A 24,005-nucleotide genomic window follows, 5' to 3' on the forward strand; every position below is an offset into this window, starting at 1 on the left:
GTGATCAGTGAAGGCACTGTGCCATCTTTTTAGTGGGTCGGAGCTTTACCCTTGTCGCGCGCGTCCGCTGTACGTTTCAGTCATTTTTTACCTTCACTGCTATTACTGCTGGCGGGGCTCTCGGCTGCGTACGTGAAGGATCTCAATGTGTTCTTCACTTCACTGTTCAACGTACTGCCGACCCTGGTGTTGCTGCTGGGCGGCTCGTACTGCGCGGTCTACCGTCGCCAGCGCGAGCTGTTCCTGATGATCACGGTGTACGTCATCTATTTCCTGCTGGACACCCAGACCGATTACTACCGTGACAATGGCCGGGTCCGGGAAGACGCGGCGGTGGTCTTCCATCTGTGCTGCCTGTTGCTGCCACTGCTGTTCGGCATCTATGCGGTGTGGCAGGAAAAAACCCACCTGTTTCGCGACTTCGTCGCACGTTGCGCGGTGTTGCTCGCGGTCGGCAGCGTGGCACTGGCCCTTGAGCAAAGTTTCCCCCACGCCTTGTTGAACTGGTTGGCCGAGATTCGCTGGCCCGCCTTGCATGGCCGCTGGATGAGCCTGATCCAGTTGTCCTACCCGATGTTCCTGATTGGTTTTGTCACCCTGGCCGCGCAGTACTGGTACCAGCCAAGGCCGCTGCACGCCGCGCAACTGGTGGGCTTGATCGGGTTGTTCTGGATGTTGCCGCAGACTTTCATCCTGCCGTTCACGCTGAATATCATGTGCAGCCAGGTGATGCTGATGATTGCCGCCGGGGTGGCGCACGAGGCGTATCAAATGGCCTTCCGTGACGAGCTGACCGGGCTGCCGGGGCGCCGCGCGCTCAATGAGCGTATGCAGCGCCTGGGGCGCAACTATGTGCTGGCCATGGGCGACGTCGATCACTTCAAACGCTTCAACGACACCCATGGCCACGACGTGGGCGACCAGGTATTGCGCCTGGTGGCCAGCAAGCTGTCGAAGGTCAACGGCGGCGGCCGCGCCTACCGGTATGGCGGTGAAGAGTTTGCGGTGGTGTTCGCCGGCAAGACCCTTGATGAATGCCTGCCGCACTTGGAAGAGATTCGCGAAATCATCGCCAACTACGACATCAAGCTGCGTAACCCGGACCGTCCCCACGACGACCAGCAGGGTCGCCAGCGTCGTGCTGGCAGTGGCGCGTCGAGCGTGTCGGTGACCGTCAGCATCGGCGTGGCCGAGCGCCAGGCTGAGCAGCGTACGCCCGAAGAAGTGCTCAAATCCGCCGACCAGGCGCTGTACAGCGCCAAGGGTGCCGGGCGTAATTGCGTGGTGGCCGCAGGGCAAAGCCGCCGGGGCGCGGTGCGCATGGGCGGCGCTGCCGGTTGAGTGATGGTGCTGTATTCAGCGGCCCTACAGTGATTGTCCGGCAGGCCGTGCGGCAGTAGGTTGAAGGTATCTGCTGCCGGAGACATTGCCATGCCTGACTATAAAGCTCCCCTGCGCGACATGCGCTTTCTGATCGATCACGTCTTTGATTTCCACGGCCACTACGCGGCGCTCGGGGCGAACGATGCCAGCCCGGACATGGTGGGCGCGATCCTCGAAGAAGGCGCGAAATTCTGCGAAAACGTGCTGTCGCCGTTGAACCGCTCCGGCGATGAAGAAGGCTGCCATTTCGACAACGGTGTGGTGACCACGCCGAAAGGCTTCAAGGAAGCCTTCGCCCAGTACGTGGAAGGCGGCTGGCACGGTTTGGCGGCAGACCCGGCCTACGGCGGGCAAGGCTTGCCGATGTCCCTCGGGCTGGTGCTTGCCGAGATGATCGCCTCCAGCAACACCTCCTGGGGCATGTACCCCGGCCTGACTCACGGTGCGATGTCGGCGATCCACGCCCACGGTACTGACGAACAGAAAAACACGTACCTGAGCAAACTCACCGCAGGCCAGTGGACCGGCACCATGTGCCTGACCGAAGCCCATTGCGGCACCGACCTGGGGCTGATCAAGACCCGCGCCGTGCCTCAGGCAGACGGCAGCTACGCGGTCACCGGCAGCAAGATTTTCATCTCGGCCGGCGAGCACGACATGAGTGAAAACATCATCCACCTGGTGTTGGCCAAGCTGCCGGACGCACCGGCCGGGACCAAGGGTATCTCGCTGTTTATCGTGCCCAAGTTCCACGCCGATTCGGGTGAGCGCAACGGTGTGAGCTGTGGCTCCATCGAGCACAAGATGGGCATCAAGGCTTCGGCCACCTGCGTGCTGAACTTCGATGGCGCCCGGGGTTTCCTGATTGGTGAGGCGAACAAGGGTCTCAACTGCATGTTCACCATGATGAACCATGCACGCCTGGGTACCGGGATGCAGGGCCTTTGCCTGGGTGAAGCCAGCTTCCAGGGCGCGATCAAGTACGCCAACGATCGCTTGCAGATGCGCTCGCTGACTGGCGCCAAGGCCCCGGAAAAAGCCGCCGACCCGATCATCGTCCACCCGGATGTGCGGCGCATGTTGCTCACCATGAAAGCCTTCAACGAAGGCAACCGGGCGTTGACCTATTTCACCGCACAGTTGCTCGATACCGCGCACCTGAGTGCTGACGAGGGCCAGCGCCAGGAGGCTGAAGATTTGTTGGCGTTTCTCACGCCGATCTGCAAGGCCTTCATGACCGAAACCGGGCTGGAGGTGACCAACCACGGCATGCAAGTGTTCGGCGGCCATGGCTTTATTCGTGAATGGGGCATGGAGCAGCTGGTTCGCGATTGCCGGATTGCGCCGATCTATGAAGGGACCAACGGTATCCAGGCGTTGGATTTGCTCGGGCGCAAGGTGCTCGGCAGCCAGGGCAAGCTGCTGCGGGGCTTTACCAAAATCGTCCACAAGTTCTGCGCGGCCAATGCGGAGCATCCGCAACTCAAGGCCCATGTGGCGCAGCTCAACCAGTTGAATCAGCAATGGGGCGAGCTGACGGTCAAGGTGGGCATGGCGGCGATGAAAAACCCCGATGAAGTCGGCGCCGCCGCTCTGGATTACTTGATGTACAGCGGCTACATCATCCTCGCCTACCTGTGGCTGCGCATGGCGCTGGTGGCACAAGAGCAGTTGGACAGCGGCCGCGGTGATGCCGATTACCATCATGGCAAACTGGCCACGTGCGAGTTCTACTTCAAGCGCCTGTTGCCACGCACGGCCGCCCATCGGGCGGCGGTAGAGGCGGGCAGTGAGTGTCTGATGAGTCTGCCGGCGGAGCTGTTTGCACTTTAGTGACCGTAAAATACTTGTTGGTCACAAGCAGACCCTATGTGTCACAAAAGTTGTTCGGTTACACTCGGGGTCTGTAAAACTGACACCACCCGAATCACTTTTAAGTTCTCACGAGGTTTGCCATGGCTGACTACAAAGCGCCGCTGCGCGATATGCGCTTCGTCCTCAACGAAGTTTTCGAGGTCGCCAAACTCTGGGCCCAACTGCCCGCGCTGGCAGAGACCGTCGACGCCGAGACCGTTGAGGCAATCCTCGAAGAAGCCGGCAAAGTCACCTCCAAGACCGTCGCCCCGCTCAGCCGCGGCGGCGACGAAGAAGGCTGCCGCTGGGAGAATGGCGCGGTCTTCACCCCGGCCGGCTTCAAGGACGCCTACAAAACCTACGCCGAAGGCGGTTGGGTGGGCGTGGGCGGCGACCCAACCTACGGCGGCATGGGCATGCCCAAGGCGGTGTCGGCCCAGGTTGAAGAGATGATCAACTCCTCGGGCCTGGCCTTCGGCCTGTACCCGATGCTGACCTCCGGCGCCTGCGTGTCGATCAACACCCATGCCAGCGAAGAACTCAAAGCCACTTACCTGCCGAATATGTACTCCGGCGTGTGGGCCGGTTCCATGTGCCTGACCGAGCCGCATGCGGGCACTGACCTGGGGATTATTCGGACCAAGGCCGAGCCTCAGGCGGACGGTTCCTACAAGGTCAGCGGGACCAAGATCTTCATCACCGGTGGCGAGCACGACCTCACCGACAACATCATTCACCTGGTGCTGGCCAAGCTGCCGGACGCACCGGCGGGTCCCAAGGGGATCTCGCTGTTCCTGGTGCCCAAGTTCATGGTGAATGCCGATGGCAGCCTGGGCGCGCGCAACCCGGTGACCTGTGGCTCCATCGAGCACAAGATGGGCATCCAGGCGTCCGCGACCTGCGTGATGAACTTCGACGAAGCCGTGGGCTACCTGGTGGGCGAACCCAACCGTGGCCTGGCGGCGATGTTCACCATGATGAACTATGAGCGTCTGGGCGTCGGCATTCAGGGCCTGGCCTCCGGCGAGCGCTCTTATCAGAACGCTATCGAATATGCCCGCGACCGCCTGCAAAGCCGTTCGCCAACCGGTCCGAAGGCCAAGGACAAGGTCGCCGACCCGATCATCGTCCACCCGGACGTGCGTCGCATGCTGCTGACCATGAAAGCCTCGAACGAAGGTGGCCGCGCATTCTCCACCTACGTCGCGATGCAGTTGGATACCGCCAAGTTCAGCGAAGACGCCACCGCCCGCAAACGTGCGGACGACCTGGTGGCCTTGCTGACCCCGGTGGCGAAGGCGTTCCTGACCGACCTGGGCCTGGAAACCACCGTGCACGGCCAGCAGATTTTCGGCGGCCACGGCTACATTCGCGAATGGGGCCAGGAGCAACTGGTGCGCGATGTACGCATCACCCAGATCTACGAAGGCACCAACGGCATTCAGGCCCTGGACCTGGTAGGCCGCAAGATCGTCGGCAGCGGCGGGGCGTTCTACAAGTTATTCGCCGACGAGATTCGCCATTTCACCGGCACGGCCGGTGCCGAATTGGCCGAGTTCACCAAACCGCTGAACGCGGCGGTGGATGACCTGGACGAACTGACCGCCTGGTTGCTGGATCGCGCCAAGTCGAACCCGAATGAAATCGGTGCGGCGTCGGTGGAGTACCTGCACGCCTTCGGCTACATGGCATACGCCTACATGTGGGCGCTGATGGCCAAGGCGGCCTTGGGCAAAGAAGCTCAGGAAGATTTCTACGCCAGCAAACTGGGCACCGCGCGGTTCTACTTTGCCCGCCTGCTGCCGCGGATCGCGTCCCTCAGTGCTTCGGTAAAAGCCGGTAGCGAATCGCTGTTTTTGCTGGATGAAGCCCAGTTCTAAGGGCTTGGAGGGCGTGTAAGCATTCTCTTACATGACGTGCTGCTATTCGTCCTCTATCGCCATATTGGATCCACGGATAATCTACTTCACATGGACGTCGCGCAGGAAGCGCAAAGCAACAACACGGACACGTAGGATTCTGCCAGGAAGGCGGAGTGAAATGGATGTCAGGGAAACAGTCTGCAAAGCCCCGCTTCGGCGGGGTTTTCTTTTGCCTGCGAAAAAGTCAGACAGGCGCGTTCATCACGTCTTCCAGCAGCGTGCGCAACAACTCCAGCGTCGCCTGCTGACGCTGCACATCCCGGCACACCAACCCGACTTTCAACGGCACCCGTGGTTCGCTCAACGGTTTCCACAGCAACCCCTTGCTGTTGTGTTCGTCCTGGGAGCGTCCGGGCAGCACTGTCGCCAGCTTGGTGTGGGGCAGGCTGTCGAGAATCCCCACCATCGTATTCAACTCTGCCTGCACTTGCGGGCGTCGGCCCAGGTTGGCCAGTTGGCCTTGCCATATCTGCCGCACCTGAAACTCTTCCCCGAGCAGTAACATCGGTAACTCGGCGGCTTGCTTCAAGGAGACTTTCTTGAATTCCCGCAGCGGGTGGTCGGACGGGATGACCACTTTCAGTTCATCTTCATACAGCAGCACGCCGTGCAGCCCCGGCTGGCGCGGCGGCAGGTAGCTGATGCCGATATCCAGCGAGCCATTGAGCAGCCGGCGTTCGATTTCCATACCGGTCAATTCGTAGATCTGCACCACCAGGTGCGGCTGCGCCTTGCGCACCCGTTCGAGCATCTGCGGCACCAGGCTGGTGTGCACGGTTTGCAGCACGCCGATCGCCAGGGTGCGCAACGCCTGGCCCTTGAAGTTGCGCAGCGCTTCCACCGCATGCTGCATGCCGTCGAGCAGGGGCAGGGCATGGTTGTACAACGTGTGGGCGGCGAGGGTCGGCAGCAGGCGCTTGCTGCTGCGTTCGAACAGGCTCACATCGAGGTTCTGTTCGAGCTGGCGAATCTGCTGCGACAAAGCCGGCTGGGAGATCGACAGGCGCTCTGCTGCCCGCCCCACGTGGCCTTCTTCATACACCGCGACGAAATAACGCAGTTGCTTGAAATCCATAAGTAATGCTTATCGAAAAAGCTGGAAAATCGAAATGGCCGAGTGCCCCCGAGACGCCTAGTCTAGCGCCTATTCACAGGGCTTACAGGGCCGGAAAGCGCGATGAGTAGTGTTTATGTTGACGGTGTTTGCATAGGCAGGGCAAAAAACCTCAGCCATGGGTTGAACGGCAGTACCGACCAACGTGCGATTGCCAGCGGGGTTCATTCATGAACCTGTTCAACCTGCGTCGCCCGGTCCCCAGTCTGGATGATCTGATTCTCGACGCGAAAACCCCGACACTGCGCGACGACCTTTCCAGCGATTGTTTGATGCCCAGCGTGACGCGTCCGCCCCAAGTGTTTATACGCGGCCAGGGCTCCTGGCTGTGGGACAGCGAAGACCGTGCCTACCTCGACTTCAATCAGGGCGGCGGCGCCAACAGCCTGGGTCACAGCCCGCAAGTATTGACCAAGGCGTTGGCCGATCAGGCCCAGTCGCTGATTAATCCTGGCAACGGCCTGCACAACCGCGCTCAACTGAACCTCGCCGACCGCCTGTGCCATCGCACCGGCAGCGACCAGGCCTACCTGCTCAACAGCGGTGCCGAAGCCTGCGAAGCGGCGATCAAGCTGGCGCGCAAATGGGGTCAGCTCCATCGCGGCGGCGCCTATCGCATCATCACCGCCAGCAACGGTTGCCATGGTCGCAGTTTTGCCGCGATGTCGGCCTCGGCGGCCGCCAGTGAAAACCGCTTCGAGCCGCAGTTGCCAGGCTTCAGTCACGTGCCGTTCAACGACCTGCCGGCGCTGCATGCAGCGGTCGACGCGCAAACCGTGGCAATCATGTTGGAACCGATCCAGAACGATGCCGGCGTGATCCCCGCGACCGAGCATTACCTCAAGGGCGTCGAGCGCCTGTGCCGCGAGCTGGGGATCCTGCTGATCCTCGATGAAGTGCAAACCGGCACCGGCCGTTGTGGCACTTTACTCGCCGAACAGCACTATGGCGTCCGCGCCGACATCATCACCCTGGGCAAAGGCCTGGGTGGCGGTGTGCCATTGGCGGCGTTGCTGGCGCGGGGCAAGGCGTGTTGTTTTGAACTCGGTGAGCTGGAAGGCACCCACCACGGCAACGCGCTGATGGCATCTGCTGGCGTGGCGGTGCTCGATACGGTGCTGAACCACGGATTTCTTGAACACCTATGCGACGTCGGTGCCTACCTGGGCGAAGGGCTGGCACGCCTGGCGCATCGTTATGGCCAGGGCGAATTGCGCGGCCAGGGCCTGCTATGGGGACTGACCCTGTCGGAAGACTCGGCAGATGCAGTGGTAAAGGCAGCGCTGAGTGAAGGTCTGATCCTGGGCGCGCCGCAACCCGACTGCCTGCGCTTCACCCCGGCGCTCACGCTGAGCAAAAGCAACGTCGACGAAATGCTCCTGCGCCTGGCCCGCGCCTTCTCCCGGGTGCGCACCGCGCAGCTGCAATGCCGCAAGGGCATTGCCGTTTAACCCCCTTACTTCCTGAACCGTCTCGCGGTATACGCGGCGCCTCCAGCCTGATTCTTTTGGCTGGGGGCGTTTTTTTGTTTGCTGATTAGAGGATGGCCTCGTGCCAGATCCCACTGAACCCTCACGAACGCCCAAGGTCGATTAGCTTGTACGGCTCACACGAGCCGATTTTCAGGAGCTAAACCCATGGATATCATTCGCATCATCATCGCCATTCTGCTGCCGCCACTGGGTGTGTTCCTGCAAGTGGGTTTCGCTGGCGCGTTCTGGCTGAATATTCTGCTGACCTTGTGCGGTTACATTCCGGGCATCGTGCACGCCGTGTATATCATCGCCAAACGTTAACAGGCCTCAGCCTTTCGCAATCAGCCGTGAGTTGCGCTCATTGCGAAAGGCCAGTTGCTCGATGGTCTGGGTGGCATGCTCCGCTTCCTCGCGGGCCTGGAGGATCATCCCGTGATGCTCCGATTTGCTGCACACCGGGTCGGCGTTGCTGGCATCTCCGGTCAGCATGAACGCCTGGCAGCGGCAGCCACCGAAGTCCTTTTCCTTCTCGTCGCATGAGCGGCATGGCTCGGGCATCCAGTCATAGCCGCGAAAGCGGTTGAAGCCGAACGAGTCGTACCAGATGTGTTGCATGCTGTGGTCGCGCACGTTGGGAAATTGCACCGGCATCTGTCGGGCACCGTGGCACGGTAGGGCAGTGCCGTCCGGTGTCACCGTCAGAAAGATACTGCCCCAGCCATTCATGCAGGCTTTCGGGCGCTCCTCGTAGTAATCCGGCGTAACAAAGATCAGCTTGCACGGGTGGCCTTCGGCTTCGAGCTTGGCGCGGTACTCGTTGGTGATGCGTTCGGCGCGCACCAGTTGTTCCTGGGTCGGCAACAGGCCGACCCGGTTGAGCTGGGCCCAGCCGTAGAACTGGCAGGTGGCAAGCTCGACAAAGTCCGCTTCCAACGCAATGCACAGCTCGATGATGCGGTCGATCTTGTCGATATTGTGCCGATGGGTGACGAAGTTCAGCACCATTGGGTAGCCATGGGCTTTTACTGCCCGGGCCATTTCCAGTTTTTGCGCGAAGGCTTTTTTCGAGCCGGCCAGCAGGTTGTTCACTTGCTCGTCGCTGGCCTGGAAGCTGATCTGGATATGGTCCAGCCCAGCCTTCTTGAAGTCGCTGATCTTCTGCTCGGTCAGGCCGATGCCGGAGGTGATCAGGTTGGTGTAGAACCCCAGTTTGCGCGCCTCGGCGATCAGTTCGGCGAGGTCCTGGCGCACCAGCGGCTCACCGCCGGAAAACCCCAGTTGCGCGGCGCCCATTTCCCGGGCTTCGCGAAATACCTTGATCCACTGTTCAGTGCTCAGCTCCTTGCCCTGCTCGGCGAAATCCAGCGGGTTGGAGCAATACGGGCATTGCAGCGGGCAGCGGTAGGTCAGCTCGGCCAGCAACCAGAGCGGCAGGCCGATTTCCGGCTTGGGTGGCAGGTCAGGCAAGTTCGATCCAGTGCTGAGCACGGGCAACCTCCATGAATTGCTCGATGTCTTCACCGAGTTCGGGCACACCCGGGAATTGCTGGTCCAACTCGGCGATGATCGCGCTGACGTCGCGCTCGCCATCGATCAAACCACCGATCAATGCGGCGCTGTCGTTGAGCTTGATCATGCCTTCCGGGTACAGCAGCACATGGCCTTTTTGGGCCGGTTCGTACTGGAAGCGATAGCCCTGGCGCCAGGCCGGTTTTTTGCTGCGATCGAAGCTCATAGGGTGATCCCCTTATGCCATACACGCTGATCAGTCACGCTGTGGTACGGCGGGCGTTTCAGTTCGTAAGCCATGCTCATGGCATCGAGCATGCTCCAAAGAATGTCCAGTTTGAACTGGAGAATTTCCAGCATGCGCTCCTGGCCTTCGCGGGTGGTGTAGTGCTGCAAGGTGATTGCCAGACCGTGCTCCACATCCCGGCGAGCCTGGCCCAGACGGGTGCGGAAATACTCGTAGCCTGCCGGGTCGATCCACGGGTAGTGCTGGGGCCAGCTGTCGAGACGCGACTGGTGGATCTGCGGGGCGAACAATTCGGTCAGGGAACTGCTGGCAGCTTCTTGCCAGCTGGCGCGGCGGGCGAAGTTGACGTAGGCGTCTACGGCAAATCGTACGCCGGGCAGTACCAATTCCTGGGAGCGCAGTTGATCCGGGTCCAGGCCGACTGCCTGGCCCAGACGCAGCCAGGCTTCGATGCCGCCGTCTTCGCCAGGGGCACCGTCGTGATCCAGCAGGCGCTGGATCCACTCACGACGGATCTCTCGGTCCGGGCAGTTGGCCAGGATGGCGGCGTCCTTGAGGGGAATGTTCACCTGATAATAAAAGCGGTTGGCGACCCAGCCCTGGATCTGTTCGCGGGTGGCACGGCCTTCATACATCGCCACGTGATACGGGTGATGGATATGGTAGAAGGCGCCCTTGGCCCGCAGGGCCTGTTCGAACTCGGCGGTGGTCAGCGGTATGTCAGTCATTTGGCTCGCTCCTACAATTCAATGCTCATGCCGTCGTACGCCACTTCCACATTGCGCCGCAGCAACTCGGCTCGCTCGGGCGAGTCCTCATCCAGGATCGGGTTGGTGTTGTTGATGTGGATAAGCACCTTGCGCTGCTTGGGCAACTGCTCCAGCACTTCCAGCATGCCGCCGGGGCCATTTTGTGCCAGGTGGCCCATCTCGCGGCCAGTACGGGTGCCGACGCCACGGCGCTGCATTTCGTCGTCATCCCACATCGTCCCGTCCACCAGCAGGCAATCGCTGCCGGCCATGATCTCCAGCAACGGCCCGTCGACCTTGCCCAGGCCCGGCGCATAGAACAGCTTGCCGCCGGTGCGCAGGTCTTCGACGATCAGACCGATGTTGTCGCCCGGGTGTGGGTCGAATCGGTGAGGCGAGTAGGGCGGTGCTGCGCTGCGCAGGGGCAACGGCGTAAAGCGCAGGTTGGGGCAGGCGGGAATCGTGAAGCTGGCGTCCAGCTCGATGCGGTTCCAGGCCAGCCCGCCGTTCCAGTGGGTCAGCATGGTGAACAGCGGGAAGCCGGTGCTCAGGTCTTCATGAACCATGTCGGTGCACCACACCTGGTGCGGGCAGCCTTCGCGCAGGCTGAGCAGGCCAGTGGTGTGGTCGATCTGGCTGTCCATCAGGATGATCGCGCTGATGCCGGTGTCCCGCAGGGCACGGCCGGGTTGCATCGGGGCGAACCCTTGAAGCTGGGCGCGAATGTCCGGCGAGGCGTTGCACAAGACCCAGTTCACGCCGTCATCGGAAATCGCGATGGACGATTGGGTGCGCGCCTCGGCCCGCAGGCTACCGTCGCGAAAACCTGCGCAGTTCACGCAGTTGCAGTTCCATTGCGGGAAACCACCGCCCGCGGCGGAACCTAGAATCTGGACAAACATGGCCGCTCCATTACACACAACTCAAAAATAAAAACGCCCCGGGCGAGCCGAGGCGTTGCATTGCGATACAAAGCCAATCAGCGGCTGGCAAAGTACATGGTGACTTCAAAGCCGATACGCAGATCAGTGTAAGCAGGTTTGGACCAAGTCATGTTCTTACTCCTACGATGGGATGGGACGTTTACTACCAGGTAATACATATAGTCCACCTCCAAGCGGAGATGTTCAGATGTGTGCATGTGAATGTTACGTACTTCTTTTGAAGATAGCGCTGTCCTGTGGGAAAAAGCCTTTTACCGAAGCGGCAATGATCAGCCTGATCATTGCCAGAGACCGGCGCTGAGCGGGCCATTGGCCACGCAGTGCCAGCCGCCTGCAGCCGCATTGAGTTGCTGTGCAGCGTCCATTAAATCCTTGCGGGTGCGGGTCTGGATGAAATCTTGCAATTGATTGATGTAATCCGACGGGTGGCCCGCCAAATGGGCGTGCCAGAGCAGTTCAGCGGCTTGGGCGGTGGGCAGGGCATCGAGGGCAAATTGCCAGGCCAGATCACCCGGCAGTTCGCTGCTGTTGATCAGGGCGGGCAACTGTTTCAGGAACGTTTGCAGATGATCGAGAATTTGCGCAAGGGAGGCGCTGGGAGATTGCACCCCGAACAGCAGGCCGGTTTGTCCATTGAATTGTCGGATGCCGCTGAACACCGCGTAGCCCAGTTGCAGTTCAACCCGCAGACGCTGGTAGAACGGCGCCTGCATCAGGTGTGCAAGCAAGCGCCAGCATGCTTCGTCGGCCAGGGATTGGGTCGGTGTCGGGCAGAACAGCAGCAACGCGGCGTCGGTGGAATCGGTACTTACCTCGTGCCAAAAGTGCTGGCCGCCGGATGAAGGACGTTCAGTGATGGCCGTTGCCGGTTGGCCGGGCAGTTTCCCGGCAGCAGTTTTAATGGCCTCCTCGCCGCTGGCCGGCATCCCTAAGGCAAGCCCTTGCCAGCGGGCCGTTGACCATCGGTCCTGATGAGGTGTTGGGCTGGCGGGCGTGATGCCTGAGCAACAAGAGGGCAATGCCTTGAGCAATTGCCGGATGGCCATTGCCGGTGCCGCACGGGTGGATGCTCCAGCTTTTTCATCAAGTTGTATCAGGCTGCGCGCCACTTCTGCCAATACCGCCGGCATGGGGTCGTGAAGCCCGACCATTCTCAGTTGCCAGTGATTGCCAATGGTCTCGAAGGCAAGTTCGACGCCCGCTTGGCTGGCGTTCTCGCGCAGGCGTGGGAAAAGGTCTGTGGGTAGCGGCGAATCCAGCTGCCAGCGCAGGTAAATCGCCCCCTCGTCTGTGTCACCTGGCAACGCCTGGCTGAAGGTCAGCGCCGAAAGATCCTTTCGTCCACGGGAGCGATCCTGGGCGAACGTGCGCAAACCACGATGGGCGCTGGTTTGGCCGCGAATCAGCCCAGGGCGTTCCTCCCGCGCTGCCGGACGCAGGAACGGATTGTCAGGTGGCAGTTGCCAGGCGTGCCGGGACGGCGGCAGTTGCAGCGAGTCCAGCAGCGCCTTGAGGGACGTGGCGCTGTGCTCGGACAGGACCGGCTCGTTGTCTTGCCGGGCCAGTGCCAGGGCGCCGCTGACCTGTCGTTTGTGCGCGAGCAGCAAGGCGTACTCTTCCCGCAGCAGCGTCCAATCACTGTGTGCGAAAAAGCTCAACCAGTCGTGCAACAGTTCTTCGATCACGGTGGTTTGCCGGGCACCGAGCGTGTCCAGGGTGAACTTGATATCCAGCAGCGCCTGGCCGCCGAACTGATACAGCACCGTCGCGCTGAGGGCGCTGACCCACTGTCGCGCCTGCAACTCGGCGAGCAACCCACCCGGGGCCGAAGCGTTCAGCCACAGGCACAGGAAATCCAGGGCTTCAGGGGATGCTTCGCTCACCACCACCTGATGCCAGTGGTGTTCATTGGTGTGTTGATAGGTCCGTTGAATGCCGGCCAGCAACGCGGGTGCAGGCACCTGTGGCTTCAGCGGTGCGGTCTTCAACGCAGCGCCAAACTGCTTCGCCAAAGCCTCCAGCTCCGCCAGTGACTGAGGGCCCGCCAGGCTCAAGGTCATCTGCCCGGTCTGATAGAAGCCTTCATAAAAATCCCGCAACGCTTGCTGAAAATCCTCACGCTCTACCGGCAAGCTATCCCGGTTGCCCGCATGAAACGCCCGCAGCGGATGACCCGCCGCAACGCCTTGCAGCAACGCCTGTTGCTGTTGGGCCGTGGCATCTTGCGACCAGGCGATAAATTCCGCGTGCAACACTTCACGCTCCCGCAACTGGTCTTCCGGGGCCAGGCGCGGATGGGCGAGCATATCCACCAGACGCTCCAGCGCCGCATCAAATGCGGGAACCGGCACCTCAAAGAAAAAGTCGGTAGTGCGTTCGCGAGTGCTGGCGTTGACCTGGCCACTCTGACGCTGCACGTAAGCCATCAGCCCTTCATTTGCAGGAAAACGCTCAGTCCCCAGAAACAACAGATGCTCAAGGAAATGCGCCAGTCCCGGCCACGCCAAGGGCACATCATGACTGCCCGCTGCAACGCGCAAGGCCGCCGCGCAGCGCTTCAAACGCGGCGCATGATGCAAGGAAACCTGCAGGCCGTTGGCCAGGGTCAATTGAAGGTGATGAGGGTGGGCCGGCGCAGGCATGGGCACTTCCGAAACGTAGGAAGTGCCTATGCTAGCGCAAACCTGCCGGATCAGTGCTTGTGCAACGCACCGTAGAGCTCCGGGCGACGGTCCAGCAGGTAGCGATTGGCCGCGCGGGAGTCGATCATCAGTTGGCGATCCAGAGTGCCGACAATCAACGATTCATCAAGACCCGCCTGGGCAATCCGCTGGCCATCCGGCGCGGCGATGCTGCTTTGCCCGCAATACTGGATCTCGCCTTCCTGCCCGCAATAGTTGGCGTAGGCCACATAACACTGGTTTTCAAAGGCCCGCGCCCGCACGGTGACATCGGCGACGAAATCGAAGGGCACCATATTGGCGGTCGGCACCAGGATCAACTCCGCCCCCGCCAGCGCCAGGCGCCGAGTGTTTTCCGGGAATTCCAGGTCATAGCAGATCAGGAACCCCAGCTTCCAGCCGTTCAATTCCACCAGCGGAAACTCATCGTCTCCGGGGCTGAACATCGAGTGGTCGAGGTCGCCAAACAGGTGGGTCTTGCGGTAGTTGCACAGGCGCTGGCCGTTGGCGTCGATCAACTGCACGGCGTTGTAGATCTGCCCGTCAGCCCCGCGTTCCGGATAACCATAGAGAATCGCCACACCCGAGTTTTTTGCCAGCGCAGCGATGGACTGCGCAGACGGGCCGTCCTGAGCTTCCGCCAGGGCGCCGACCGCTTCCAGGCCGATGTTATAGCCGGTGAGAAACATCTCCGGCAGCACCAGCAGGTCGGCGTCGGTAGCCTCTTGCGCCAGTTGATGCAGGCGCTTGAGATTGCCGGCCACGTCCAGCGGCAAAGGCGGGCATTGATACAGGGCGACACGCATGGGCAACTCCTTACTCGGGCAGTGCGATCGGCCCGATTTCATCGAACACATCGCCCGGCCCCGGGTTCTGTGGGTGAGTGCTGCCACCGAAGTGAGTCATGATGCCCCACACCGCGTTCAGCGAGGTTTGCACCGCGCCTTCAACCCACGCAGGCGTCCAGGATACGTCGTCACCGGCAATGAAAATACCGCGTTGCTCTGCCGGCATGTCCTTCTGCATGAAGTGCGCGTACATCCGCTGGTTGTAGCGATAGTGGCCCGGCAGTGCGCCCTTGAAAGCACCGAGGAAATGCGGGTCGGCTTCCCACGACACGGTGATCGGATCGCCGATGATCCGCGCGGCAATGTCGACTTTCGGGTAGATCTTTTTCAGCGCATCGAGGGCCAGTTTTACGCGCTTTTCGATCGGCTGCGGGAGCATCTTCAACGCGTCGCTCATCCACGAGTAGGACAGGCAAATCACCCCAGGCTTGTCGTCGCCATTGTCGAACAGATAGGTGCCACGGGTCAGGCGGTCGGTCAGCGTCATGCTCATCAAATCGCGGCCGGTTTCCGGGTCCTTATCCTTCCAGAACGGCCGGTCGACCATCACGAAAGTCTTCGACGATTGCATGTAGCGGGTGCGGTCGAGGGCCATCCACATCTTCTGCGAGAACAAGGTTTCGTCGCACTCGATCTGGGTGGTCAGCAGCCAGCTCTGGCAGGTGGTCAGCACGGCGGCGTATTCGCGGGTGTCGCCGTAGTTGTCAGTGACGGCGAAACGGCCCCCTGGCGCGTGGGCAATGCGCTTGACCCCGGCCCGTGGCGCGCCGTGGTGCAAGGAACTGAGGCTGGTGCCTTCGGGCCAGTGGGCACAGTGCTCCGGCACATGGCGCCAGATGCCCATGGGTACCTGGGCGACACCGCCGACCACCAAGTGCTGGTGGTCGTCGCAGTTGGTCATCACCACGCGGAAGATTTCCAGCATCGAGTTGGGGAAGTCCGAGTCCCAGCCACCGGTGCCGAAGCCGACCTGGCCGAACACTTCGCGGTGATGGAAGGACAACTTGGCGAACGCCTTGGAGGTAGCGACGAAGTCGTAGAAGGTGCGGTCGTCCCACAACGGAACCAGCGTATTCCACAGCTCTTTCAGGCGCGGTACGTCACGGTCGCGGATGGCTTGCTGGATATCGGCGAACTGCGAGCCGGCTTCCAGGGCGTCGGCCCAGGCGTCAGCCACTTCCTGGAACAGTGCAGGAAGGTCGGCGAGTTTCTGTGCGTAGTGAGTCTGGCCTTCGAGGTCGATGACCGTGCTGCCGGATGCGGGCGTCAGCGGGTTGGGAAACGGTTTGGTCTCCAGCCCGAGTTTGTCCACGTAGTGGTAGAACGCGGTGGAGGACACCGGGAAGCGCATGCCGCCCAGCTCGGCAATGATGCCTTCGGCGCCTTCAAACGCCTGGGAACGCAGGCGGCCACCCATTTTCGAGGCTTCGTACACCACCGGTTTCAGGCCGAGCTTCATCAGCTCATAGGCGGCCACCAAGCCGGCAATCCCGGCGCCGACGATCGCCACTTCGGCGCCATGGTTGGCCGCTGGAATGCTGCCCAGACCGGCCGGGTGCTCGATCCAGTCATCGAAGGCGAACGGGAAGTCCGGGCCAAAGATGGTGATCGGTTTTTTACCGTTGGCAGGGTGGCGATTGGGCTTGCTGATGGTGCTGGAAGGAATGCTCATGGCTGACCTTGCTGGCGGCTCGGCGGGGCGCGACCCGCTGAGTATAGGAAAAGATGGCAGCCATTCTAGGGAGCGTAGCGTTCGTTAATAAGACGCAATGTGTCGTCGGATTGAATTGTTTTTAGTCAGAGTGACGAAGATGCTGGTCAGATTGGTTGTCCGCGATCCAGTTTGTTACTGAGGATGATCGAGGTGGTGGTCTTCTCTACACCGTCGACACTGCCGATTTGGTCCAGCAGTTGATCCAGCTGCTCCGGCGAATCGGTGCGCAGCCAGGCCACGTAATCGAACTCGCCGCTGACCGCACACAGTTGCTGAACCTGCGCCATGGCACTGATCCGGCGCAGCACTTCCTTGCCCGAGCGCGGTTGCACGGTAATCCCCACGTAGGCCTGTAAACCGCCATCCACCACCCGCTGGCTCAGGCGTACGCCATAGCCGGTAATCACTTGGGTTTTTTCCAGGCGCGCCAGGCGCGAGGTGACGGTGGTGCGCGCGATGCCCAGTTGCCGGGCGAGCATGGCCACGCTTTCGCGGGCGTTGATCTGCAACGCGGCGATCAACTGGCGATCGATTTCATCGAGGACGGGAGGGTGAGAGGCGGGCAAGGTGTTCTCCGGCGCGGGCATCAATGGGCAAGCATGTTACAGGCTCATTCCCCTTGATGCTCGCGGCGGCGTTTGGCTCAGTTGTGCAGGAACTGCGGGTAGTTTTCCGGGGTGACCAGTTGGGTCGGAACCCATACATCGCCTTGCAGGGCGGCGTGCTTGATCAGCATCAGCGCCGCGTCCACCGAGCCCGCACCGATGGCCACCGGGTCGCGGAATACGGTCACTGCCAGTTGGCCTTTCTTCAGCGCCTGCAAACCGTCCGGCGTGCCGTCGATGCCGCCCACCAGAATGTCCTGGCGCCCGGTCTGGCGCAGGGCCATGGCGGCGCCAATGCCCATCTCGTCATTGTTGGAGGCCACGGCATTGATGGTCTGGCCCTTGGTCAGCCATTCATTCATCAGGTCCATACCTTTTTCCCGCTGCCAGTCGCCGGACTGTTCTTCAACGACTTTGATCTCGGGGTACTTGGCCAGCACATCCTTGACGCCACTGGTGCGCTTGCCGGTGTCGCTGTGGGCGAGGCGCCCGAGGATGATCGCCAGGTTGCCTTTGCCGCCCATCTTTTCGGCCAGGTATTCCATCTGCATCCGGCCAATCGCGCGCTCGTCGGTGCCGACGAAGACGACGCCCGGCGGGAAGGTTTCAACCTCGGGGCGGCTGTTCATGTACACCAGCGGGATCCCGGCGGCGTTGGCCTTTTCGGTGATTTTACGGGTGGCGGCGGTGTCGGCCGGGTTGACGATGATCGCGTCGACTTTCTGGCTGATGAAGCTTTCCACCTGGTTCAACTGGCGGACTACGTCGCTGGCGGAATCTTCCACCTGCAGCTTGACTGCATCGGGCGAGGCCTTGGCTCGGTCCTGCATGGCCTGCACCAGGTAGGAAACGTAGTTATCAAACTGTCCGACCGATACCCCAATGCGCAATTCAGCGTGGGCAGCGGTGGACAGCAACAGGGCACAGGCACAGCCAAGCAGGCGCTTCATGACAGGTTCCTTTTTATTGTTTTAGTGCGACAAAGATTCTGAAACAAACACTATTGGAAATAAAATTCCACTTCAAGTAACGCCCGGAATTTATTTTCGCCGCTGATCGAACACATTAATTTGGGTCAGATTGTTAAAAGTAACTATTTGGTACATTATTTCCCGTTAGGTATTCAGGAAGGACGTTTGTGAGATGAATAACTTTGGGGCTGCCACCGGCAGCAGATTTTTGCTGATGGGGCTGGGCCTGCTGATCGCGTTGATCGGCCTGGGTTTGGCGGGCGGTGGCGGTTACCTCGTGGCGCTGGGTGGCAGTTGGTATTTCCTGCTGATGGGCCTGGCGATGCTTGTTTCCGGCGTGCTGATCGCCAAGCGCAAGCCTCAAGGCGCGTGGCTATACGCCGTGGCCTTGGTGCTGACCGCGATCTGGGCAGTGTGGGACACGGGCCTGGAATACTGGCCTTTGGTGTCGCGGGTCCTGACCTTTGCCGTCATCGGCCTGGTGGTTGCACTGATTTATCCACAACTCGCCCGCGCCTCTGGGTCGACACCCGGGCGTGGTGCCTATGGTGTCGCCGGGCTGCTGGGCCTTGGCGTGGTCGCCACCCTGGCGTACATGTTTGTGCCGACTCACGTGGTCAAGGCCAGCAGTGAGCCTGCGGTGACTGCGGTGACACCGGGCACCGAGCAAAAAGACTGGGCCCACTGGGGCAATACCACCGCCGGCAATCGGTTTGCCGCGCTGGACCAGATCAACAAAGGCAACATCGACAAGTTGCAGGTGGCCTGGACCTTTCACACCGGCGACATCCCTGAAAGCAACGGCGCCGGCGCCGAAGACCAGAACACCCCGCTGCAGATCGGTGACAGCGTTTACGTGTGCACCGCCTACGGCAAAGTCTTCTCCCTGGATGCCGACACCGGCGCCCAGCGCTGGAAATTCGACCCACAGGGCAGCGGTCCCAACTGGCAGCGTTGCCGGGGCCTGGGTTATTTCGACAGCAGCGCCAGTGAGCAACCTGCCGGCGCAAAAGCCTGTGTGAAACGTCTGTTTCTGCCAACCGGCGATGCCCGGTTGATTGCGATCAATGCTGAAACCGGCGCGCCCTGCGAAGACTTCGGCGACCACGGCACCGTCGACCTGAAAACCGACATGGGCGAAGTGAAGGCCGGTTATTACCAGCAAACCTCGACGCCACTGGTGGCGGGCAATGTGGTGATCGTCGGCGGCCGCGTGGCAGACAACTTCTCCACCGGCGAACCGCCAGGCGTGGTGCGCGCCTTTGACGTGCACAGCGGCGAACTGGTGTGGGCCTGGGACCCGGGCAACCCGAACACCACCAAACGGCCACCCGCGGGTGAGACTTACACTCGGGGGACGCCGAACGTGTGGTCGGCCATGTCCTACGACGCGAAGCTCGGCCTGGTCTACCTGCCCACCGGTAACGCTACCCCTGACTTCTTTGCCGGTGAGCGTACTGCCTATGACGACAAGTGGAGCTCCTCCATCGTCGCCATTGACGTGAAGACCGGCCAGGTGCGCTGGCACTTCCAGACCACGCACCATGACCTGTGGGATTTCGACCTGCCAGCGCAACCGCTGCTCTACGATATTCCGGATGGAAACGGCGGCGTACAGCCGGCCCTGGCTCAAGTCACCAAACAAGGTGAAATCTTCCTGCTCAACCGCGAAACCGGCGTGCCCATCGCCCGGGTCGAAGAGCGTCCGGTGCCTCAGGGCAATGTGCCCGGCGAGCGGTATTCGCCGACCCAGCCGTTCTCGGTGGACATGCCTTCGATCGGCAATCAGCAACTGACCGAATCCGATATGTGGGGCGCCACACCGTTTGACCAGTTGATGTGCCGCATCCAGTTCAAAGGCATGCGTCACGAGGGCGTCTATACGCCGCCTGGCCTGGACCGGGCGCTGCAATTCCCGGGTTCGCTGGGTGGTATGAACTGGGGCAGCGTGTCGGTGGACCCGAACACCAATTACATGTTCGTCAACGATATGCGCCTGGGTTTGGCCAACTATATGATCCCGCGCGACAAGATCGCAGCCGGTGCCAGCGGCATCGAGATGGGTGTGGTGCCGCAGGCCGGTACGCCGTTTGGCGCCATGCGTGAGCGCTTCCTCTCGGCAGCGGGCATTCCGTGTCAGAAACCACCGTTCGGCACCATGTCGGCCATCGATTTGAAAACCCACAAGCTGATGTGGCAAGTACCGGTGGGCACGGTTGAAGACACCGGGCCGCTGGGCATCCGCATGCACATGCCGATTCCGATTGGCATGCCGACCCTCGGCGCGTCGCTGGCGACCCAGTCTGGCCTGTTGTTCTTCGCCGGTACCCAGGACTTCTACCTGCGCGCGTTCGATACCGGCAACGGCAACGAAATCTGGAAGTCCCGTTTGCCTGTCGGTAGCCAATCCGGGCCGATGACCTACGTGTCGCCCAAGACGGGCACGCAGTACATCGTGCTTACCGCCGGCGGCGCGCGACAGTCGCCGGACCGCGGGGATTATGTGATTGCCTATGCGTTGCCCAAGAAATAGGGCCTGAAAAAGCCGCACGTATGTGCGGCTTTTTTTTGCGTCTTAGCTCACGTCAGCCAACAGGCATCGGGCAAAGAGTTGCGGCACGGGAAGGTTGCGTTGGCTGTAGCGGCTCAGCAGGATGATTTCCCGGTGAAAGGTCAGTTCGCCCAGCGGGATGACCCGCACCTGCGGGGATCGGTCCAGCCAGAGTCCCGCGTGGGGAACCAGTGAAACGCCCAGCCCGCATTCGACCATCTTGACGAGGGCTTCTATCTCGTCCAGCTCCAGCGCAACCTGCACGTCCAACCGCTGTTCCCGCAGAAAACGACTGACCAGCCGCCCGCCAAACGAAGCACGGTCGTAGCGCACATGGGGCTGAGCGGCGAGCAGCTGCAGCGGGTCATCACCCTTGACCGTTTGCGGCACGATCAGCACAAACGGCTCCTTGCGCAGCACCTGCACGTGCAGCTCCTTGGGCAAGTCAAAGGGCGGGCGAATGATGATCGCCGAGTCCAGTTCGCCTGCGTCCACCTGGCTGAGCAGCTCCAGGGAAACCCCCGGCACCAACTTGCACTCCACCGTCGGCGCCGCGTGTCGCAGGCGCACCAGGGCTTGGGGCAGCAGGCCGGTCTGGGCGGTGGTGATCGCGCCGACTTTCAACTCGCCACGGTATTCATTGGCGTCCACCGGCACGGCCATGCGGTTAAACGTCTCGAGAATTTCCTTGGCCAGCGGCAGCGCGCGGATACCCGCCGCGTTCAGCGTGGCCTGGCGCCCGGTGCGATCGAACAACTGCACGCCAAGCACCTGCTCCAACTGGCGGATCTGCGCGCTGACCGCCGACTGCGTCAGCCCGATGTGCATGCCCGCCGCCGCGAACGTGCCATGACGGGTGACGGCGATAAAGGTTTTCAGTTCCCGCAGCATGGGCGTCTCGATTGATCGAAATAATTTGAGCTCGATGCGAAAACTATCGTCTTTCCATCGGTTACGGCAAGGCTAGACTCGGAAGGACTTAATACCCACAGAGGTTAGACCTGATGGCACTGGCTCCTTTTCACCTGGCAATTCCGGTATTCGACCTGGCGGCTGCGCGGCAGTTTTACGGTGAGGTGTTTGGCCTGGAGGAGGGGCGGGCCAGTGATCACTGGGTCGACTTCGATTTCTTCGGCCATCAGCTGGTTATTCATGAGCATCCGAAAACCGCTTCTCAAGAGGCGGCGCACACCAATGCCGTGGACGGCCACGATGTGCCGGTGCCGCATTTTGGCGTGGTGCTGAGTTGGGATGATTGGCATGCGCTGGCTGAACGTCTGCAGGCGCGCAACACCCGGTTTGTGTTGGAGCCGCATATTCGCTTCAAGGGCCAGGTGGGTGAGCAGGCGACGTTGTTTCTGTTCGACCCTTGCGGCAATGCGCTGGAGTTCAAGGCGTTCAAGGATATTGGGCAGTTGTTTGCCAAGTGAGGGGGCGTCGATGAATCAACTCGACGCGACGGGTATCGCCGAGGCCGTGGTTGCTGCTGGTATTACGCCTGCCTTGGTTGCTGAGCATTTTCTTGCGCGGACAGGTGCCGACGAGCCGCAGATCCAGGCTTTTGTATCCTTCGAGCCTGAAGCGGTACGCGAGCAGGCAAGGCAGCTTGAGGGAAGTGCCGGCCTGCTGGCGGGCGTGCCGGTTGGGATCAAGGACATCTTTGATACGGCCGACCATCCAACGGAATTCTATTCGCCGATTTACCAGGGTAATCGTCCTTCGCGGGATGCCCATGTGGTGACGCTGCTGCGCCAGGCGGGCGCGATCATCATGGGCAAGACCCACACCACTGAATTTGCCTACATGAACACGGGGCCCACGCGGAATCCGCTTGATCTGGCCCGTACGCCGGGTAGCTCCAGTGCGGGTTCTGCGGCGGGGATGGCGGCCGGGTTTTTCCCGTTGGCGTTGGGTACCCAGACGGCTGGATCGTTGCTCAAGCCTGCGGCTTACTGCGGGTTGTATGCTTTCAAGCCGTCGTTTGGGCTGGTCTCGCTGGAGGGCGTGAAACCGCTGGCGCCGAGCTTCGATACGGTGGGCTGGTATGGACGTTCGGTGCGCGATCTTGAGCGGGTGGCGCGGGTGTTGATCCCGGGGTTTCCTGCTGTGGAGGCGGTGCGTCGGCCGCTGCGGCTTGGTTTCTGCCGCACCTCTCGCTGGCCGGATGTGCAGCCGTCGGTGGCGCAGGCGATTGAACAAGCGATCGCCCGGTTGGGGCATCTTGTCAGCGAAGTTGTGTTGCCCGAGGCGTTCGACGGAGTATTTGATGATCATCAGTTGATCAATGATTGCGAAGGTGCCCGCTCATTGGCCAAGGAGTTTCAGTCTCATCCTGAGTTACTCAGTGATTCGACGTTGGCCATGATTGAGTGTGCGAAGGCTACGAGCTGGGAGCAGGAGTCGGCTGCGAAGGCGCGCCTCGCACAACTCGCCCCGCAGCTCGCGCAGATCTGCCAGCCGTTTGATGCGATGTTGAGTGTTTCCTGCGGGATGTTGGCACCGGTGGGGTTGGAGACCACGGGACCGTCGGACTTCATCAAGTTCTGGGGCGCGTTTGGCTTGCCGCAGGTGAATGTGCCGGTGTTGCGTGGGGATGGGGAATTGCCGGTGGGGTTGCAGGTGATTGGGGCGTTTAGAGGGGATGCGCCGTTGCTAGGTACGGCGCAAGTCATTGTTGATGCGCTGGCGTGATCAGCGAGATTAAGACGCCTTGCACACCTTGGCAGCGGCAGGATCGTTCGGGATGAACGAATCCGGCGCGCCAGGCTTCAGCACCACGTACCCGCGTCGCCACGGTTGATCGTCCACCAGATTCCAGCGATGGCCTGTGCCGGTATTGTCTTCGGCAATCAGCACTTCACCCGGATGCAGCGTGAACTTTTCACCGCCGCGCGTCACGAACGCCAGCGTGCCGGACAGCGTCATCACGTACTGAGGCTCCGGGTCGTTATGCCAGCTGTACGAGGAATGCGCCGGGGTTTGCTTGAAGTGAATAGCAGTCACGTCATTGCGCATGCTCTGGTCGATGGTGCCTTCCAGTACGTGGGAGTTGTTGTCGGCGCCCGTGCACAGCTTGAATGCCTTGATGGTGTCAGTGTTGGCGGGGGCGGCTTGTGCGCCGCTCAAGGTGGCGAGGGTGATTGCGACGGTGGCCGCGGCACGCAGGCCCAGGCGGTGGATTGGGTTGTGCGGCGAACGTTTCTTCGGATGCATGGAACAAGTTTCCCTCGTGCTGGAGTGGCGTTGACTGGGAATCATGGTCTTAGCCGTAGCCGTGCGGGACAACTAACTAATGTTTCATGGCTGAACGCCTCAGGCGCCAGAAACGACAAAGCCGCGCAATGCGCGGCTTTCAAGATGGTGGGCCCAGTAGGACTCGAACCTACGACCAAGGGATTATGAGTCCCCTGCTCTAACCAACTGAGCTATAGGCCCTCA

The 24,005-nt window shown here is 61.2% G+C and carries 21 protein-coding genes and 1 tRNA gene; 8 read left to right on the forward strand and 14 right to left on the reverse strand.

The window, feature by feature from the left end; genetic code table 11:
* The first annotated feature begins 51 nt into the window (after window positions 1-51).
* From HKK54_RS13295 to HKK54_RS13305, 3 genes are all read left to right on the forward strand, one after another.
* On the forward strand, window positions 52-1,341 hold the full coding sequence (locus HKK54_RS13295; RefSeq protein WP_029615777.1) for a GGDEF domain-containing protein: 1,290 nt from the start codon (window positions 52-54) through the stop codon (window positions 1,339-1,341).
* A gap of 90 nt (window positions 1,342-1,431) precedes the next feature.
* Complete coding sequence (locus tag HKK54_RS13300) at window positions 1,432-3,216, forward strand: acyl-CoA dehydrogenase C-terminal domain-containing protein (protein WP_169386982.1); 1,785 nt, start codon at window positions 1,432-1,434, stop codon at window positions 3,214-3,216.
* A gap of 122 nt (window positions 3,217-3,338) precedes the next feature.
* Entirely contained in the window at window positions 3,339-5,117 is a 1,779-nt protein-coding gene (locus HKK54_RS13305) for an acyl-CoA dehydrogenase C-terminal domain-containing protein (RefSeq protein ID WP_169386983.1), read from the forward strand.
* A 226-nt stretch (window positions 5,118-5,343) separates the two neighbouring features.
* On the opposite strand, the gene HKK54_RS13310 is transcribed toward HKK54_RS13305, so the two are convergent.
* The gene (locus tag HKK54_RS13310) at window positions 5,344-6,234 is read right to left on the reverse strand and encodes a LysR family transcriptional regulator (RefSeq protein WP_010167419.1); all 891 of its coding nucleotides are present in this window, start codon (window positions 6,232-6,234) and stop codon (window positions 5,344-5,346) included.
* Window positions 6,235-6,443: 209 nt separating this feature from the next.
* On the opposite strand from HKK54_RS13310, the gene HKK54_RS13315 reads away from it, so the two are divergent.
* Together HKK54_RS13315 and HKK54_RS13320 are read left to right on the forward strand one after the other, a co-directional pair.
* Window positions 6,444-7,724: an aspartate aminotransferase family protein gene (locus tag HKK54_RS13315; protein WP_010167418.1), complete on the forward strand. Its 1,281-nt coding sequence runs from the start codon at window positions 6,444-6,446 to the stop codon at window positions 7,722-7,724.
* Between the two features lie 186 nt (window positions 7,725-7,910).
* Window positions 7,911-8,069: a YqaE/Pmp3 family membrane protein gene (locus tag HKK54_RS13320; protein WP_003211049.1), complete on the forward strand. Its 159-nt coding sequence runs from the start codon at window positions 7,911-7,913 to the stop codon at window positions 8,067-8,069.
* Window positions 8,070-8,075: 6 nt separating this feature from the next.
* On the opposite strand, the gene pqqE is transcribed toward HKK54_RS13320, so the two are convergent.
* From pqqE to HKK54_RS13370, 10 genes are all read right to left on the reverse strand, one after another.
* The gene (pqqE, locus tag HKK54_RS13325) at window positions 8,076-9,215 is read right to left on the reverse strand and encodes a pyrroloquinoline quinone biosynthesis protein PqqE (RefSeq protein WP_008434380.1); all 1,140 of its coding nucleotides are present in this window, start codon (window positions 9,213-9,215) and stop codon (window positions 8,076-8,078) included.
* Window positions 9,208-9,483, reverse strand: a complete 276-nt coding sequence (gene pqqD, locus HKK54_RS13330; protein WP_010167414.1) for a pyrroloquinoline quinone biosynthesis peptide chaperone PqqD — start codon at window positions 9,481-9,483, stop codon at window positions 9,208-9,210. The genes pqqE and pqqD overlap by 8 nt, the downstream gene beginning before the upstream one ends.
* Window positions 9,480-10,232, reverse strand: coding sequence for a pyrroloquinoline-quinone synthase PqqC (gene pqqC, locus HKK54_RS13335; RefSeq protein ID WP_010167412.1), 753 nt, complete (start codon window positions 10,230-10,232; stop codon window positions 9,480-9,482). Before pqqC ends, pqqD begins: the two co-directional genes overlap by 4 nt.
* A gap of 11 nt (window positions 10,233-10,243) precedes the next feature.
* On the reverse strand, window positions 10,244-11,155 hold the full coding sequence (pqqB, locus tag HKK54_RS13340; protein WP_010167410.1) for a pyrroloquinoline quinone biosynthesis protein PqqB: 912 nt from the start codon (window positions 11,153-11,155) through the stop codon (window positions 10,244-10,246).
* Window positions 11,156-11,232: 77 nt separating this feature from the next.
* Entirely contained in the window at window positions 11,233-11,307 is a 75-nt protein-coding gene (gene pqqA / locus HKK54_RS13345) for a pyrroloquinoline quinone precursor peptide PqqA (RefSeq protein ID WP_003194766.1), read from the reverse strand.
* Window positions 11,308-11,475: 168 nt separating this feature from the next.
* Window positions 11,476-13,839 (reverse strand): pyrroloquinoline quinone biosynthesis protein PqqF, encoded by a 2,364-nt coding sequence (gene pqqF / locus HKK54_RS13350; RefSeq protein WP_169386984.1) that lies wholly within the window; start codon window positions 13,837-13,839, stop codon window positions 11,476-11,478.
* A gap of 50 nt (window positions 13,840-13,889) precedes the next feature.
* On the reverse strand, window positions 13,890-14,684 hold the full coding sequence (locus HKK54_RS13355; RefSeq protein WP_169386985.1) for a carbon-nitrogen hydrolase family protein: 795 nt from the start codon (window positions 14,682-14,684) through the stop codon (window positions 13,890-13,892).
* A 10-nt stretch (window positions 14,685-14,694) separates the two neighbouring features.
* Complete coding sequence (locus HKK54_RS13360) at window positions 14,695-16,377, reverse strand: flavin monoamine oxidase family protein (RefSeq protein ID WP_169389280.1); 1,683 nt, start codon at window positions 16,375-16,377, stop codon at window positions 14,695-14,697.
* Window positions 16,378-16,544: 167 nt separating this feature from the next.
* A complete protein-coding gene (locus HKK54_RS13365) occupies window positions 16,545-17,027 on the reverse strand; it encodes an Lrp/AsnC family transcriptional regulator (protein ID WP_050543199.1) in 483 nt (160 codons plus the stop codon).
* 56 nt (window positions 17,028-17,083) lie between these two features.
* Window positions 17,084-17,995 (reverse strand): sugar ABC transporter substrate-binding protein, encoded by a 912-nt coding sequence (locus HKK54_RS13370; RefSeq protein WP_010167392.1) that lies wholly within the window; start codon window positions 17,993-17,995, stop codon window positions 17,084-17,086.
* 193 nt (window positions 17,996-18,188) lie between these two features.
* On the opposite strand from HKK54_RS13370, the gene HKK54_RS13375 reads away from it, so the two are divergent.
* Complete coding sequence (locus tag HKK54_RS13375) at window positions 18,189-20,549, forward strand: glucose/quinate/shikimate family membrane-bound PQQ-dependent dehydrogenase (protein WP_169386986.1); 2,361 nt, start codon at window positions 18,189-18,191, stop codon at window positions 20,547-20,549.
* Between the two features lie 42 nt (window positions 20,550-20,591).
* On the opposite strand, the gene HKK54_RS13380 is transcribed toward HKK54_RS13375, so the two are convergent.
* A complete protein-coding gene (locus HKK54_RS13380) occupies window positions 20,592-21,458 on the reverse strand; it encodes a LysR family transcriptional regulator (RefSeq protein WP_169386987.1) in 867 nt (288 codons plus the stop codon).
* A gap of 113 nt (window positions 21,459-21,571) precedes the next feature.
* On the opposite strand from HKK54_RS13380, the gene HKK54_RS13385 reads away from it, so the two are divergent.
* Both HKK54_RS13385 and HKK54_RS13390 read left to right on the forward strand, forming a co-directional pair.
* Window positions 21,572-21,997, forward strand: a complete 426-nt coding sequence (locus HKK54_RS13385; RefSeq protein ID WP_010167388.1) for a VOC family protein — start codon at window positions 21,572-21,574, stop codon at window positions 21,995-21,997.
* Window positions 21,998-22,007: 10 nt separating this feature from the next.
* The gene (locus tag HKK54_RS13390; protein ID WP_169386988.1) at window positions 22,008-23,258 is read left to right on the forward strand and encodes an amidase; all 1,251 of its coding nucleotides are present in this window, start codon (window positions 22,008-22,010) and stop codon (window positions 23,256-23,258) included.
* A 9-nt stretch (window positions 23,259-23,267) separates the two neighbouring features.
* On the opposite strand, the gene HKK54_RS13395 is transcribed toward HKK54_RS13390, so the two are convergent.
* Window positions 23,268-23,780 carry a cupin domain-containing protein gene (locus tag HKK54_RS13395; protein ID WP_010167384.1) on the reverse strand — a complete coding sequence of 171 codons (513 nt, stop codon included), beginning with the start codon at window positions 23,778-23,780 and terminating at the stop codon, window positions 23,268-23,270.
* A 145-nt stretch (window positions 23,781-23,925) separates the two neighbouring features.
* Window positions 23,926-24,002, reverse strand: a tRNA-Ile gene (locus HKK54_RS13400).
* Between the last annotated feature and the right edge of the window lie 3 nt (window positions 24,003-24,005).

The sequence above is a fragment of the Pseudomonas sp. ADAK13 genome (genome assembly GCF_012935715.1).
Classification (GTDB): Bacteria; Pseudomonadota; Gammaproteobacteria; order Pseudomonadales; family Pseudomonadaceae; genus Aquipseudomonas.

What these genes read in the sequence shown, in the direction of transcription:
- HKK54_RS13300 (WP_169386982.1), top strand. Translation starts at nt 1,432, where the DNA reads ATGCCTGACTATAAAGCTCCCCTGCGCGACATGCGCTTTCTGATCGAT.
- HKK54_RS13305 (WP_169386983.1), top strand. Translation starts at nt 3,339, where the DNA reads ATGGCTGACTACAAAGCGCCGCTGCGCGATATGCGCTTCGTCCTCAAC.
- HKK54_RS13310 (WP_010167419.1), bottom strand. Translation starts at nt 6,234, where the DNA reads ATGGATTTCAAGCAACTGCGTTATTTCGTCGCGGTGTATGAAGAAGGC.
- HKK54_RS13315 (WP_010167418.1), top strand. Translation starts at nt 6,444, where the DNA reads ATGAACCTGTTCAACCTGCGTCGCCCGGTCCCCAGTCTGGATGATCTG.
- HKK54_RS13320 (WP_003211049.1), top strand. Translation starts at nt 7,911, where the DNA reads ATGGATATCATTCGCATCATCATCGCCATTCTGCTGCCGCCACTGGGT.
- pqqD (WP_010167414.1), bottom strand. Translation starts at nt 9,483, where the DNA reads ATGAGCTTCGATCGCAGCAAAAAACCGGCCTGGCGCCAGGGCTATCGC.
- pqqC (WP_010167412.1), bottom strand. Translation starts at nt 10,232, where the DNA reads ATGACTGACATACCGCTGACCACCGCCGAGTTCGAACAGGCCCTGCGG.
- pqqB (WP_010167410.1), bottom strand. Translation starts at nt 11,155, where the DNA reads ATGTTTGTCCAGATTCTAGGTTCCGCCGCGGGCGGTGGTTTCCCGCAA.
- pqqF (WP_169386984.1), bottom strand. Translation starts at nt 13,839, where the DNA reads ATGCCTGCGCCGGCCCACCCTCATCACCTTCAATTGACCCTGGCCAAC.
- HKK54_RS13355 (WP_169386985.1), bottom strand. Translation starts at nt 14,684, where the DNA reads ATGCGTGTCGCCCTGTATCAATGCCCGCCTTTGCCGCTGGACGTGGCC.
- HKK54_RS13365 (WP_050543199.1), bottom strand. Translation starts at nt 17,027, where the DNA reads ATGCCCGCGCCGGAGAACACCTTGCCCGCCTCTCACCCTCCCGTCCTC.
- HKK54_RS13370 (WP_010167392.1), bottom strand. Translation starts at nt 17,995, where the DNA reads ATGAAGCGCCTGCTTGGCTGTGCCTGTGCCCTGTTGCTGTCCACCGCT.
- HKK54_RS13375 (WP_169386986.1), top strand. Translation starts at nt 18,189, where the DNA reads ATGAATAACTTTGGGGCTGCCACCGGCAGCAGATTTTTGCTGATGGGG.
- HKK54_RS13380 (WP_169386987.1), bottom strand. Translation starts at nt 21,458, where the DNA reads ATGCTGCGGGAACTGAAAACCTTTATCGCCGTCACCCGTCATGGCACG.
- HKK54_RS13385 (WP_010167388.1), top strand. Translation starts at nt 21,572, where the DNA reads ATGGCACTGGCTCCTTTTCACCTGGCAATTCCGGTATTCGACCTGGCG.
- HKK54_RS13390 (WP_169386988.1), top strand. Translation starts at nt 22,008, where the DNA reads ATGAATCAACTCGACGCGACGGGTATCGCCGAGGCCGTGGTTGCTGCT.
- HKK54_RS13395 (WP_010167384.1), bottom strand. Translation starts at nt 23,780, where the DNA reads ATGCATCCGAAGAAACGTTCGCCGCACAACCCAATCCACCGCCTGGGC.